14 protein-coding genes and 1 other RNA gene are annotated in these 13,103 nt (G+C 41.6%); 8 read left to right on the forward strand and 7 right to left on the reverse strand.

The window, feature by feature from the left end; all coding sequences use genetic code 11:
* Position 1: 1 nt before the first annotated feature.
* The 4 genes from HT99x_RS14090 to HT99x_RS14105 are packed head-to-tail and all read right to left on the reverse strand — an operon-like array spanning position 2 to position 4,263.
* A complete protein-coding gene (locus HT99x_RS14090; protein WP_075065293.1) occupies positions 2 to 1,189 on the reverse strand; it encodes an FAD-dependent oxidoreductase in 1,188 nt (395 codons plus the stop codon).
* Between the two features lies 1 nt (position 1,190).
* Entirely contained in the window at positions 1,191 to 2,363 is a 1,173-nt protein-coding gene (locus HT99x_RS14095) for an FAD-dependent oxidoreductase (protein ID WP_075065292.1), read from the reverse strand.
* A gap of 6 nt (positions 2,364 to 2,369) precedes the next feature.
* Positions 2,370 to 3,683 (reverse strand): aminopeptidase P N-terminal domain-containing protein, encoded by a 1,314-nt coding sequence (locus tag HT99x_RS14100; protein ID WP_075065291.1) that lies wholly within the window; start codon positions 3,681 to 3,683, stop codon positions 2,370 to 2,372.
* A 16-nt stretch (positions 3,684 to 3,699) separates the two neighbouring features.
* On the reverse strand, positions 3,700 to 4,263 hold the full coding sequence (locus HT99x_RS14105; RefSeq protein WP_075065290.1) for a UPF0149 family protein: 564 nt from the start codon (positions 4,261 to 4,263) through the stop codon (positions 3,700 to 3,702).
* A gap of 174 nt (positions 4,264 to 4,437) precedes the next feature.
* On the opposite strand from HT99x_RS14105, the gene HT99x_RS14110 reads away from it, so the two are divergent.
* From HT99x_RS14110 to HT99x_RS14140, 7 genes are all read left to right on the forward strand, one after another.
* Positions 4,438 to 4,806: a cell division protein ZapA gene (locus tag HT99x_RS14110; RefSeq protein WP_075065289.1), complete on the forward strand. Its 369-nt coding sequence runs from the start codon at positions 4,438 to 4,440 to the stop codon at positions 4,804 to 4,806.
* 13 nt (positions 4,807 to 4,819) lie between these two features.
* A non-coding RNA gene (gene ssrS, locus HT99x_RS14115) (6S RNA) lies at positions 4,820 to 5,004 on the forward strand.
* Positions 5,005 to 5,036: 32 nt separating this feature from the next.
* Positions 5,037 to 5,618, forward strand: coding sequence for a 5-formyltetrahydrofolate cyclo-ligase (locus HT99x_RS14120; protein WP_158003351.1), 582 nt, complete (start codon positions 5,037 to 5,039; stop codon positions 5,616 to 5,618).
* 229 nt (positions 5,619 to 5,847) lie between these two features.
* Positions 5,848 to 6,312, forward strand: a complete 465-nt coding sequence (locus tag HT99x_RS14125) for an EVE domain-containing protein (RefSeq protein WP_075065288.1) — start codon at positions 5,848 to 5,850, stop codon at positions 6,310 to 6,312.
* A gap of 15 nt (positions 6,313 to 6,327) precedes the next feature.
* The gene (rpiA, locus tag HT99x_RS14130; protein ID WP_075065287.1) at positions 6,328 to 6,990 is read left to right on the forward strand and encodes a ribose-5-phosphate isomerase RpiA; all 663 of its coding nucleotides are present in this window, start codon (positions 6,328 to 6,330) and stop codon (positions 6,988 to 6,990) included.
* Positions 6,991 to 6,998: 8 nt separating this feature from the next.
* Positions 6,999 to 7,406 carry a CoA-binding protein gene (locus tag HT99x_RS14135; RefSeq protein WP_075065286.1) on the forward strand — a complete coding sequence of 136 codons (408 nt, stop codon included), beginning with the start codon at positions 6,999 to 7,001 and terminating at the stop codon, positions 7,404 to 7,406.
* Between the two features lie 112 nt (positions 7,407 to 7,518).
* Positions 7,519 to 8,505, forward strand: coding sequence for an ankyrin repeat domain-containing protein (locus HT99x_RS14140; RefSeq protein ID WP_075065285.1), 987 nt, complete (start codon positions 7,519 to 7,521; stop codon positions 8,503 to 8,505).
* Positions 8,506 to 8,638: 133 nt separating this feature from the next.
* Here HT99x_RS14140 and HT99x_RS14145 read toward each other — a convergent pair whose 3' ends face one another.
* The 3 genes from HT99x_RS14145 to HT99x_RS14155 are packed head-to-tail and all read right to left on the reverse strand — an operon-like array spanning position 8,639 to position 12,341.
* A complete protein-coding gene (locus HT99x_RS14145; protein WP_075065284.1) occupies positions 8,639 to 9,211 on the reverse strand; it encodes a DUF502 domain-containing protein in 573 nt (190 codons plus the stop codon).
* Between the two features lie 8 nt (positions 9,212 to 9,219).
* Positions 9,220 to 11,679, reverse strand: a complete 2,460-nt coding sequence (locus HT99x_RS14150) for an ABC transporter permease (protein ID WP_259566845.1) — start codon at positions 11,677 to 11,679, stop codon at positions 9,220 to 9,222.
* The gene (locus HT99x_RS14155) at positions 11,676 to 12,341 is read right to left on the reverse strand and encodes an ABC transporter ATP-binding protein (RefSeq protein WP_075065282.1); all 666 of its coding nucleotides are present in this window, start codon (positions 12,339 to 12,341) and stop codon (positions 11,676 to 11,678) included. Before HT99x_RS14155 ends, HT99x_RS14150 begins: the two co-directional genes overlap by 4 nt.
* Positions 12,342 to 12,459: 118 nt before the next feature.
* On the opposite strand from HT99x_RS14155, the gene HT99x_RS14160 reads away from it, so the two are divergent.
* The gene (locus HT99x_RS14160) at positions 12,460 to 12,999 is read left to right on the forward strand and encodes an arylesterase (RefSeq protein WP_445971450.1); all 540 of its coding nucleotides are present in this window, start codon (positions 12,460 to 12,462) and stop codon (positions 12,997 to 12,999) included.
* The last annotated feature ends 104 nt before the right edge of the window (positions 13,000 to 13,103 follow it).

Consider the following 13,103-nt stretch of genomic DNA (forward strand, 5'->3'; position numbering starts at 1 on the left):
GTTAAAATGTTCCCATCGCAAGCCTTGCAAAAAGTTGTTTTAAGGGCTTTTGCCTATCAACAAAATTCAAACCACTATTACGTATTCGCTGAATGAAATTGTTTTGTGACATGAAACCACGTTTGAATAATTCCATCGAGAAAATCATGATTTGATTATGCCATTTACGACGTCGCTCATAGCGTAACAGCACTGATGGTAAGCCAAAATCTTTTGCCTTACCTTTTGCCTGGCTCACCGCCTTCACAAGCTCTGCAACATCGAGAAATCCTAAATTTACCCCTTGTCCTGCCAAAGGATGTAACGTATGCGCTGCATCACCCACAAAAACACAGCGCGCAGCTGCATATTTTTTGATATGATGGGTACGCAGTTCAAAGGTAAAACGCTGCCCTATCAACTGTAAATTGCCCATCACACCATCTATTTCTTGCGTTAGGGTTTGATTAAAGCTTGTTTCATCTTGTTTGCATAAATTGGCTGCAAAGGTAGGAGAGGTTGCCCACACAATAGAGCTATGATAGGGATCAGCCAGTGGTAATAGCGCAAGCGAACCGTCACTTGCAAACCGTTGATAAGCGGTGTCATGATGTGACAATTCACCCCTCACCGTTGCAACAACGGCCTTTTGCTGATAATCCCAACCTCGAGAAGACAGTTGACATAATTGACGTAAAATCGAATTTGCCCCATCTGCGGCTACCACCAATGTCGCTTGCAATTTCTCGTCGTTGGCAAGCGTTAATTCAATGATTTTTTCATCGGTGGTTTGCGATTTTACAGTGGTTCCCCAGTAATAGGTAACGCTGTGATGCCCTGCTACTTTCTGCCATAGAGCACCTAGAATCACTTGCTGCTCAATGATATGCCCCAGATCCGTTTCAAAATAATCAGTCGCGCAAAATTCGATTTTACCATCCATGGTGCTATCCCACACTTTCATCGATTGGTAAGCGCAACTTCGCGAATTTTTGATAATTGACCAAATCCCTAAGCGTTCAAAGAGTTGTTGTGAGGCTCGTGAAATAGCAACCACTCTATTGTCGAATGCTTGCTGTGTTTGTGGCAAGGGTTTAGGCGGCGTTGTTTGCGCTTCTATCAATGCAACTTTAAAGCCTTGCTCTGCTAAGGCAAGTACGCAGCTAAGTCCCACCATACCCGCACCCACAACAATGATGTCATATCGCATGTTACATAAGCCCCATACTGATACGAGTAAACATTTTTTTTGCCGGCATAAAGCTATCGAATAGCGTAATGCCTAAAGCACGCAATTTCATGGGCAAAGGCCCCCCTGACATATATTTTGCGATTTTATCTGTTGCAAAAATAATTCGTGATTGATCGTTTGCCCGAGCCTTGATGTAAGTCTCTAAAAAATGGGGGCTTCCAACATCGATTGGCATTTTGCTCATTCTTATTTGATGTCGTAGCTGCCAAATATCTCGCAAACTTAAATTTAATCCTTGAGCCGCGATCGGATGTAAACTGTGCGCTGCATTGCCCATTAAGAGAAAACGATGACTCATCTGCTGTGTTGCGATTTGCATCGTCAAGGGCAAACAAATGCGTTTACCCAAGCCAATCAGTCTACCCTGTCGTCGACCCAGTAGATCTTGACAGGTTGTTAAATATTCTTGATCCGACATTGCCATCCATGATTGAGCTTGCTCCATCGGCGCTGTCATCACACACGTTGCCATTTGGTTTCGCCATGGCAGTAAGGCCATGGCACCTTGTGCCATAAAGCGTTCAAATGCTGTAAAAGAATCAACCTCACTGCGTTCAATATTACTCATCACTGCAAAGTGCCCATATTCCGTTTTATTCACTGCAATGGCTAATGCTTTGCGTAACATGGAATCAATGCCATCTGCGGCAACTAGCAAGCGCGTTTTTATTGGCAAGATCTTTTCTTCTTCGGCAATGCTCAGATCCCATCCTTGCGAAGATAATTGATAATGCTGCAAGGTAGCCGGTCGCATTATTTTAACATTAGGCAAATGCGCTAATGCCTCAAATACCGTTCTTTCAAGTTCATCAAAGGAGACAACTTGGCCTAAAAAAGGTACCTTTTGCTCTTTAGCATCTAAACGAGTTGTTCCCAAACGACCCGCAACCGAAACTCTGACCTCTTGTATGGGTACGCTACGATGTTGTAACGATTGCCAGATCCCCAATGCTTCTAAAATATGCGTACTCGCAAATGACAGCGCGATAGTACGCGCCTCTTTATCAGGGATAAGCTTTGTGCTCGCCGCTTTTTTCTCGATAAGCAATACTTGGAAATTTTCTTGCGCAAACATTAAAGCAAGGCTTGCACCCACCGCACCGCCACCAATTATGACAACATCATACAACATCGATCATTACGCCTTGGTTTGCATGATTTTGGTTATTTCTTCCACCGTTTTTGGCACATCTTTGGTTAAGACCACAACCTCATCATCGATGAAAATATCATCTTCGATTCGCACCCCAATGCCTCGCCATTTTTCAGCGACTTGCTGATTATCATGGGCAATATAAAGACCAGGCTCAACCGTAAAGACCATGCCTTTTTCTAATTTTCGCCATCCTGCATTCACTTTGTAATGCCCTACATCATGCACATCAAGTCCTAACCAATGACCGCTATTGTGCATATAAAAAGGCAAGTAAGCTTTTTCTTCAATTAAGGTTGCGACATCACCTCTTAACAGTCCTAAATCCACTAAGCCCTGCACTAACACTTGCAAAATCGTATTTTGCATTTGATCCCAAGTTGCTTGCGGGGTAATCGCTTCAATCGCTGCCATTTGTGATGCAAGTACGAGTTCATATATCGCTTGTTGTTCTTTGGTAAAGCGACCATTGGCGGGAAATGTTCGGGTAATATCCGCGGCATAGCCTTGTAATTCGGCGCCGGCATCAACCAACACTAATTCATTATCGTTAATCAACGAATTATTTCGAGTGTAATGCAAAACACAGGCATTATTTCCTGCTGCAACAATACAAGGATAGGCAACATGACGGCTGCCTTTACGATAAAACTCATATAACAAGATTGCTTCTACTTCATATTCATACATACCCACTTTACAATTTTTCATCGCTTGCACATGCGCATGCGCTGATAATTCACAGGTTTGAGATAAAATGGCAATCTCTTCTTTGGTTTTGAATAAACGCATCTCATCTAGAATAAGACGCAAATCGATAAACTTGGAAGGCGCATCAACACCCTTACGGGCTTTTTGCCGCTGTGTTTCCACCCATGAAAGCAATTTTTTATCAAAAGCAGGATTATTGTTTATTAAGAAATAAATAGTCTGTATATCTGCAAAGAGGGCATTAAATCTTAATGATGCTTCGCTAATGGAATAGGCTTCATCCGCCCCATAATGCTCCATTGCGCCATGGATACCTGCTCGGCTTCCTGTCCATTGTTCAGCCGAAGGATCTCGTTCTTGGCAAAATAAAATAAATTTTTCTTTGCCCGCTTGTTTAAGCAAAACCGCAATCGCAAACGTCTCATCGAATCCTGTTAAATAATAAAAATAACTATCCTGGCGGAAGGGTTGTTCGGTATCACTGTTACGATGTTGCAAAGGAGCTGCTGATAAGACAGCAATGCTATTATCATGCATTTGCGCAAACACTTTTTGACGTCGTGCTTTAAAACTAGATTGTGATAGCATGGCAACTCCTGTTTAATTAATGGATAGGAAATGAATCCCCATTTCCTGGGATGGGTGGTTGGCATTCTGCATGAATCAATAAAACCGCAACTTTAACAAACTCAACAACTTCCACATATAACGATTCATTCGTTTTTGAAGATTTGGCTTGTGTTGCAACCTCTTTAATATTAACCAAATCGGCTAAAGCTTCTTGAACGATCGGTAATGAGAGTCCTGCATTATCTAAAACAATGCCATCTAAAAATCCGCCGCACCAATCGGATAAGGCACTTAAGCGCACTGATAATAAGGTTTCATCTTCTGGCAGAATTAACATCATGGCACCCGATGCCTCTTCCAGATGATTTGCGGTCAACATAAAAAGTTTATTCAATAACTCATTTTCTGTTACCAAGGCTTTCAATGCCGACATCTCATTTAAAAAATCGTCCCATATTTTTTCGGGTAATCGTCTGTCGGTACACAGCATGCCACTCATCATTCCATGAACATAGCCCGCTGAAAAGGGTGTATTTGCGGCAGACAACATGGCTGTTAATTCTTCATAATCTGGCCATTCTTTTGTTGTTTCGTTCATTACTTCACTCTTATGCAGTTCATTTTAAGTCTTGCGTAGCTTAACATATCACTTAACGTAAATGATTTGATTGTAACCCCGTCATTCAGCTCTACGGGGGTGTATGTATTGACCCCGTGCATCGGCTCTGCCTATCATAACTGCAATTTAGGAATCATTGGGAGCATTGGCTAAATGAGTATTGGGGAAAAAGGTTTCTGTGTTAGAATACTAGAAAAGGAATTTCTAGTAAGCTGTTCAAAGGAACAAGAACAGGCTTTACGTGAAGCTGCGCTTTACTTAGATAAGCAAATGCGCCAAATTCGCAGCACAGGTCGCGTAATAGGCGTGGAACGAATTGCCGTCATGGCAGCGTTGAACATTGCAAATGAATTGATAACGCTGAAAAGTACGCAGCACGAACCCAGCGAAATTTTTTCTGAACGGTTACGTGTGTTGCAAGAAAAGATTGATACCGTATTAGCGCAAAACCCTGCGCTGAAAGAATCCTACGCTACCACCACGATGGAAAAGGTAGAAGAGGAAGCGCTAGAAGAAGCGTAAAGAATAGATTTGGCTTTACCTGGCTTGTTTGCCAATACTCACTGTCTTCTGAGCCGATGTTAATATGCCTTGGGAGCCAGAATGTGAACATGGTTGTGCAAGCCCACCTTGAGTGGGAAGCCTGAAATGTTCCTGAGGATCCCACTTGAACCAACTGGGTTCGAGGCAAATCAGTATAGCGGCAATGCTGGGGAAGCCATCCTTATAGTCATGTATCACGAGGAAATGTGGTGCGTTGGTTAAAACAACAACTCAGACGTCAAATTCGTGAAAAAAGATCTCAACTTACTTTTACCGAAAAGCAACTCGCCGCGAGGCGAGTATGCATGCGATTACTGCAACAACCTGAGTATCAAAAAGCGCAGCATATCGCGCTGTACATGAGCCATCATGGCGAAATCTCCACCAACTTGATTCTGCGTTTAGCGCTCAAGCAGCGAAAATCTTGCTACCTACCCGTTATTACCCCAGCCTCTTCATTAGAATTTGTGAAGGTAGACAGCGAGTCTCGTCTTGAGAAAAATCGTTTTGGCATTCTTGAGCCAATCAGCAGAACAAAACTTATTTATCCCTGGCAACTTGATTTGGTGCTAACCCCGCTAGTGGCCTTTGACAGCACTTTGCATCGTTTAGGGATGGGAGGTGGTTATTATGATCGGACATTCGCAGCTGAGAATATGAAGAAGCACATGCCTTATATGCTAGGGCTCGCTTATGACTTGCAAAGAATTAACCGGTTACCGCACTCTGATTTAGATATATTACTTGACATGGTTATTACTGAAAAACGCTGCTACAACAAAGGATTTTAAAAGCCACCGGATAATATCCAATAACTACTAATCACCAAACCCAGGCTCACCACAATAGCCAACAATAACATGGCATCCATATTTCGACGAATCATAATCCCCCCTAAGCAAAGCTACTAATAGTGTAGTCTAGATTATGAGATATCAAGTTTTTTCTTTTCTTTTTTTAAGGATTTTCATAAACTGCCCCCCAAGAAGAAAATAAAGCCAAGAAGGAGAACATGATAATATGGGACTCAATTACTGGCTCATGAAGTCAGAACCCGATACGTTCAGTATCGATGACTTAAAAAAATCACCTAAACAGGTCACCGCTTGGGAAGGCGTTAGAAACTTCCAAGCCAGAAATTTTTTACGCGACCAATTCCAAGTAGGCGATCTTGCCTTTTTTTATCACTCAAGCTGTAAGGTACCCGCCATTGTTGGGATTATGGAAGTGATTCGTACTGGGCTCCCTGATCTTACAGCCTGCGATCCCAAATCACCTTATTATGACCCGAAATCCAGCATGGCAGCGCCTCGCTGGTATCTTGTCGAGCTCAAGCTCAAAGAAAAGTTCAACACGCCGATTACCTTATCAGCTTTAAAAATGAATCCTAAGCTGAGTAAAATGCGACTTTTACAAAGGGGTAACCGCTTATCTATCCTCCCTGTCAGTCAAACTGAATGGCGAACTATCCTCAATATGCTTTAAATAGGAATAAAAAATATGGCATCGCAAAATGAATTGAAGCAAAAAGTCGCTGAAGCTGCCTTAAAAGAAATACAGCCTGGTACCATTGTCGGTGTTGGCACCGGTAGTACCGTTAATTATTTCATCGACTACTTAGCCACCATGAAAAATGACATCTTAGGTGCCGTTTCAAGCTCTAAAGAAACGGAAAAGCGTTTAAGAGATCATGGGATCCCCGTTGTAGGCACCAATGAAGGCCCGATTGCGGTCTATGTGGATGGTGCTGATGAATGCAATAATCATTGCCAACTGGTCAAAGGTGGCGGCGCGGCTTTAACCGGCGAAAAAATTATTGCTGCGATTGCCAAAAAATTTATTTGTATTATTGATGAAAAGAAACGGGTAAAACAACTTGGCGAATTTCCATTGCCCGTTGAGGTGATCCCCATGGCAAGAAGCTATGTTGCCAGAGAGCTGGTCAAATTAGGCGGCGATCCCGTTTACCGAGAAGGAGTGATCACCGATTATGGTAATCAAATTCTCGATGTTCATAATCTGCAAATCTTACAACCGATTGCTTTAGAACAAGCGATTAATCAAATTACTGGTGTTGTCACGAATGGTCTATTTGCTTTGCGAGGTGCTGATAAAGTATTAATAGCAACTCAATATGGCATTGAAACCTTAACCCCTCGTTAAGGATTGTTATGAAAAATTTCCCAGATAGCATTCAGCAGTTTTTTTTACCCAAGGCATTTGCGGTGATTGGTGCCTCTACTAACCGTGAGAAATATGGTAATAAAGTATTGCGTTGTTATCTGCAACATCAATTAACTGCTTATCCGGTTAATCCTCGTGCCAAGGTAATTGAAGGCATTACTTGTTACGAAGATATTAATAGCTTACCCGCCGAAGTCAAAAGTATTTCCGTCATCACGCCACCTGCGATTACGGAAAAAATTGTTGATGATGCTATTAATAAAGGGATTTTAAATATCTGGATGCAACCCGGCGCTGAAAGCGCCGTGGCAGTTAAAAAATGTCAGGATGCGCATATCAATGTGATTGCCGATGGTTCTTGCATTTTAGTTGCGTTGGGTTTTAAAGATATTTAGAAAAAAACCTTTGCAATTCCCCTCATAGATTTGAGACTTTTTCTTATTTATCCCTACAGCCCACATCGCTTAAAATGCCAAAAACTTTCCGTCCTCGATGAGGGGTAACAGTATGATTTTAGGCACCGATACTAAATCAAAAAATACAGACGCTTTTTTTGAAATATTCAAAGGGGCATCAATTTGGGGACAAGGCTATAATAATTGGAGATGGTCACCAGAAAAAAAAGCGGCTGCCATCCCATTAATTGAAAATGGGATTGAACTTGATGCTCACCGAGATTTTGATAGCTATGATAGCACACCGCTACTCTTAGTCGCAGAATATTGCCACGATCTTGAAATTATGCTGTTATTAATAGAAAAAGGAGCCAATGTTAATATTCAAAATAAACACGGTAGCACCCCATTAAATGCCTGCATGCACTACCAACCTTCTATCGAAAAACTGCAACTGCTATTGAGCCACCACGCTGATCCTAATATCCCAGATAATCACGGTATGGTGCCCCTCAGCTGGTGCCTAGGGCATTATTCAGAATATTCGATGCAAATAATTCAGTTGTTATTAAATAACCATGCCAAGATTGATATTGCTAAGTGTAGAGGCAAGAAATTTCTAGAAGATATTTTTTCTCGAAGCAGAATATTTGATCCTGAAATTTTATCATTGTTAGAGACTATCTTAAATAAAATACATAGCCTTGGTCGATTGGAATGCTTAAAAAAAGCTTTTAAAGATATTCTGAACGAAAATTGGGATGCCGTATGCCATTGTCCAAAAGAGGTATTTAAAATAATGCGTGGTTGCTCTGAAAAGAGACAATTCCAGATCATACAAATCATCGAGCAGCAATTTGATAATGCCATCACGATAGCATGGTCAAATTGTTCTACAGAACCACTTTGTCTTCGCCTTTTCAATTGCCTAACAGATTTTCCTGCCGATGATGATGTTCAAGATGCTTTACAAGCAACCCATCATGAGGCTCAACCCTTTATTCCCTCAAGAATCAAAAACACAAGAAAAGATGAACCTGTCATGCCTGATGAAGCCAAAAACACAGAAACTCCCTTCTGTGCATGTTACATCCTCTAGCGTTCTAGGCCCAAACCGAACGCATAGGTAACAGATTTGATAGCGGCGCCCCCTTTGAATAAAAGGGGGCAGCGAGCTTTTAAGCGAGCGGGGGATTCTTATCTTAATCCATCAACAATGACCAGATCTCATCCTATTTCTTACCTGTCATCCCTGCGGTTAAGATAAAACTCATTGCTTGATTAGCAGACCAATTGATAGGTTTGATTGCGCTCTTAGGAACCACAACCGATAAGCCCCCAATTTGATAGCTAAGTGGTATGTAAACCAACACTTCTTGATCGCTTGAGTACAAAGGAAGATTGGCTAAGGTATCACACGTGATAAGCCCCATGATTTTTCCTAAACTGGTTTCAATCATGACCGCTTGCTGTTCAGTCGATTGAGAGTTTTTATCGAAATAGCTCATCAGATCTTGGATGGCATTGTAAACGGTTTTAATCAGGGGGATCCGTTGCACCAGCCTTTCTGCAAAACTATATAGTTTTCGCACCACCCAGGCATTGAGGAGCAAACCAATTATAAAAATAACGGCCACACCAACGATAATACCCAAACCTTTAAAATAATATTGTTCGGGAATAATAAACTGTATGAGTTGACCAAAAAATGTCTCCAGCGTGCTAAACGCCCAAAATACAATGGCCACCGTCAAGACAACCGGCACAAAAATCTTCAAACCATTCCAAAAAGTCTTTTTAAACATATTATTCCTTAACTACTCTGGCGTAATAACCATAATGGCGACACCCGAAACACTTTTCTGGCCCCGACTAAACCAAAAACAATAATCACTGCTGTACTCAATAGCGTGCCATAAAAAAGCCATTTTATATTCAAGGTGAAGGTCATTGCAAAATAACGTGTGGCGAGATCTTTGGCTAAAATCATAGCCATGGCACTCCCCACCAAACCTGAAAATAATCCTAACAAACCAAACTCAACCATTAATAGCTTACCGATAAACACTTTTTTCGCCCCTAAAATTTGTAGCATGGCGCTTTCTTGCAAGCGTTCTCGCAAAGAAGATAGCAAACTTGCGTACATAATTAAAATGCCTAGGGCAAAAACAATGAGCAATAACCCTTCTAACGCATTTGACAACTGGTTAATCATATTTCGAATGCTATGCAAAATATCATCGATATCGATGATAGAAATTTCCACATAGTCTTTGGCTAAAGCAAATAATGTCGGTTTTTGGTTCTTGGGAACATAAATACTGGTTATGTAAGAATGAGCATATTTTTCTAGCACATTATCTGGAAAAATCACAAAAAAGTTAGGTGTAAAAGAGGTCCACTCCAATGTGCGAAGTTGCACAATTTTTGCCGTCACGAGGTCTTCTTCAATTTGAAAACTGACGGTATCACCCATTTTTAACTGTTGTCGCTTGGCAAAGCCATTTTCAACAGAGACAACTGCCTGACCATTTAATGAGGGTCCCCACTCATTCCCTGCAACAACGTGATTATTGTTAGGAATATGCTCCATCCAGGTTAAATTGATGGGTCTTGATAATCCTCTATTTTGCCCAACCTCTTGACCATTAATATGACTCATTCTGGCACGAACAACCGGATAAAATGTGACATCGTGAATGTCATGTTTATCAAGCCATTGCTGCAATGATGATAGTTGTTCATTTTGTACATTCACTAAAAAATAATTTGGGGTTTGAGTCGGCAACTGTGCACGCCATTGCTCGATAAAATCCTGCTTGATGATTTGTACCAACATCAACAACATGATAACAAACGCAAAAACCAACCACTGACTAATGGTTTGGCTGCGATGGCGAATGAGATAAGAAACACCAAAGCGCCAAGACAGCCCCCCAATACGACTTAAAGGTTCAAATAAAAACCACACACCCCAGGCAGCAACATAAATAAATGCACCTAAAATGCTGGATTTTATCATTAATTGGAAGGCAACCTCTGGCTCACTCACAAACACAAAAAAGAGCATGGCCAAAGCTACAATGGCTAACGCATAACTGAGAAAATGAATACCTGCATCGGGAACAAAGTTGTCTTGGAATATTTTCGCTGGCGAGATTTTTTTTAATTCGTAGATGGGTGGGAAAGCAAATCCCAATAATAAAATGAAACCTGTTAAAGCGCCTAATAACCCACCTTGCCAATTAAGCGTCGCGGCATAAAATCCTGCTGTTTGCGCGTATTTCAACAGCAATAGCGCCCCAGCATATCCAAGCGCAATGCCAATTAAAACCACAATCAAGGCAAGCCAGCATAATTCTAACAAATGAACAGCAAATATCGTGCGACTACTTGCTCCTAAACAACGCATTAAAGCAACTTGTCTTTTTTGGCCACTGCTAAATTGATGTGCTGATAGCGCAATCGCAATGCCTGCTAAAAAAACTTGAATTAGCATAATAAGAGAAACATAACGTTCTACCGTTGCTAAGGTTTGCCCCAGCCCTCGCCTACCTGATTGCGGCGTTATCCAATTGATCTCATTGAGCGGTTCGCTTTCTAAAGTGGCTTGTAAATTTTTTAGTCTATTTTCTTGCCCTGCTAGCAATAATCGATAGGTTGCACGTGAACCCGGTTGTAGTACCGCCATTGCAGCTAGGTCTTTCATATTGACATAACAAAGTGGCGCTAATACATTGCTGCCCGACATGGCTAACGGGCGCTGCTCAATGATACCGGTGAACTTTAATATCATATTGCCCAGTTGGATAGCGTCATTTAATTTCACTTCTAATTTGTTAGCAAGGCTTCGATCCAGCCAAATTTCACCGGGCGGTGGCGCTTCTTTAAGCACGCTTGCCTTATTATCAGCTTGCGATATCCGAAGCTCGCCTTGTAAAGGAAAAGGGGTTGAGATGGCATTCACATTGGTTAATTGCAATTTATCATTGACAACGAGCATGCTAAAAAATTCAACATTCTGGGAATATTGAATGTGTTCTTGCTCGATAGTCTGTTTAATCTTTTCCGGTATAGGATGAGCAGATTCGATAATAAGATCAGCGCCGAGTAAAGATGTTGCATCTTTTAAAAACAAATGCCCCAGACTTTGAGTCAAGCAAGAAAGCAATGTTACCGAAAAGACCGCTAAAATCATGGCAACACTTAGTACACGAAACTCTGCACGTGCTCTGCTTCGCCATAACTGCAAAAGAGCGAGACGCATAATCATGTTGTTAATTTTCCATCAACCAGCATGACCCTGCGCTGACAACGCTGTGCAAGCCCTGAATCATGCGTCACAAAAATTAAAGTCGTCTGGTGTTTGGCATTCAGATCGAACAGTAATGCCATTATTTTTTCTCCGGTTTTGGTATCTAAGCAACCGGTTGGCTCATCGGCAAAAAGTACCTTGGGTTGTGTCACGAAGGCACGGGCAATAGCTACCCGCTGTTGTTCACCACCCGATAACTGTCTTGGATAATGTTTTAATCTCTCTTTTAAACCCAATTCATGGAGGATATCTGTCGCCATTTGTCGCGCATCGGGTTTGGCTTGCAACTCTAATGGCAACATGACATTTTCAATGGCCGTTAATTGAGGCAATAAATCAAAATTTTGAAAGACAAAGCCAACTCGACCTAAGCGTACGGTCGCACGTTCATCTTCTGTCAAACGAGCCAATTTAATACCTTGCAGGATGATCTCGCCTTGCGTCGGTGTATCCAATCCTGCTAGTAAACTAAGCAGTGTGGTCTTACCCGAGCCAGATGCGCCTAAGATGGCTAAGGTTTCTCCTTCATTGACGTCAAGATCAACCCCTTTTAAGATATCAATGGGTTGCGTTAAAGCAAACACTCGTTTTTCAACCGCTTGTGCAGAAATAATGGCCATATAACCTATGATTAAAATATGTTCCCTTAGAGGTAACTTTAGTCTAACTTTGCTGACCTTCCTATGTGGCTTGTTTCTTTGCATCACAAATGCATTGGCCAAACCCACCATTTTAGTCATGGGTGACAGTTTAAGTGCTGCTTACCAAATGGCGCCGCATGCGGGATGGGTTGCTTTATTAGAGAACAAACTTAAACAAGATTTCCCTCAAGTGATGGTCATTAATAGCAGTATCGTTGGTGATACCACCGCAGGCGGCTTACAACGCTTACCAACACAATTAACCAAACATTCCCCCGATATTGTCATTATCGAGTTAGGTGGCAATGATGGCTTAAGAGGGTTGCCAATTTTATCCATTCGATCCAATCTAAAAAAAATGATCGAGCTGTGTATAGCACATAAAGCGAAAGTACTATTGGTGGGTATGCGTTTGCCTCCCAATTATGGTGCTAGCTATACAACGCAGTTTGCCAAAAATTATGTTGAACTCAGCCAAGACTATTCGCTCCCCTTAGTGCCTTTCTTTTTAGAAAATGTTGCCTTGAAACCCGAATTGATGTTGCAAGACAGAATTCATCCCACAGCGAGTGCGCAGCCTATTTTGCTCGATAACCTTTGGCCTGCTTTAAAACCCCTTTTATCGGATTTTCATTAAAAGGACTTATTTAACCGCTTTGCTGCCGCTGACTGCCCATCCCTTAGTTAATTCACTTAATCTGCTTTTCCTGTAAAAAACTTCCACCCTTCAGTAATATGCGA

The organism is Candidatus Berkiella aquae, assembly GCF_001431295.2.
Classification (GTDB): Bacteria; Pseudomonadota; Gammaproteobacteria; order Berkiellales; family Berkiellaceae; genus Berkiella; species Berkiella aquae.

Excerpts from the sequence above, each read along its gene's own strand:
- HT99x_RS14090 (WP_075065293.1), bottom strand. The coding sequence starts at position 1,189 with ATGCGATATGACATCATTGTTGTGGGTGCGGGTATGGTGGGACTTAGC.
- HT99x_RS14095 (WP_075065292.1), bottom strand. The coding sequence starts at position 2,363 with ATGTTGTATGATGTTGTCATAATTGGTGGCGGTGCGGTGGGTGCAAGC.
- HT99x_RS14100 (WP_075065291.1), bottom strand. The coding sequence starts at position 3,683 with ATGCTATCACAATCTAGTTTTAAAGCACGACGTCAAAAAGTGTTTGCG.
- HT99x_RS14105 (WP_075065290.1), bottom strand. The coding sequence starts at position 4,263 with ATGAACGAAACAACAAAAGAATGGCCAGATTATGAAGAATTAACAGCC.
- HT99x_RS14110 (WP_075065289.1), top strand. The coding sequence starts at position 4,438 with ATGAGTATTGGGGAAAAAGGTTTCTGTGTTAGAATACTAGAAAAGGAA.
- HT99x_RS14125 (WP_075065288.1), top strand. The coding sequence starts at position 5,848 with ATGGGACTCAATTACTGGCTCATGAAGTCAGAACCCGATACGTTCAGT.
- rpiA (WP_075065287.1), top strand. The coding sequence starts at position 6,328 with ATGGCATCGCAAAATGAATTGAAGCAAAAAGTCGCTGAAGCTGCCTTA.
- HT99x_RS14135 (WP_075065286.1), top strand. The coding sequence starts at position 6,999 with ATGAAAAATTTCCCAGATAGCATTCAGCAGTTTTTTTTACCCAAGGCA.
- HT99x_RS14140 (WP_075065285.1), top strand. The coding sequence starts at position 7,519 with ATGATTTTAGGCACCGATACTAAATCAAAAAATACAGACGCTTTTTTT.
- HT99x_RS14145 (WP_075065284.1), bottom strand. The coding sequence starts at position 9,211 with ATGTTTAAAAAGACTTTTTGGAATGGTTTGAAGATTTTTGTGCCGGTT.
- HT99x_RS14150 (WP_259566845.1), bottom strand. The coding sequence starts at position 11,679 with ATGATTATGCGTCTCGCTCTTTTGCAGTTATGGCGAAGCAGAGCACGT.
- HT99x_RS14155 (WP_075065282.1), bottom strand. The coding sequence starts at position 12,341 with ATGGCCATTATTTCTGCACAAGCGGTTGAAAAACGAGTGTTTGCTTTA.
- HT99x_RS14160 (WP_445971450.1), top strand. The coding sequence starts at position 12,460 with ATGGGTGACAGTTTAAGTGCTGCTTACCAAATGGCGCCGCATGCGGGA.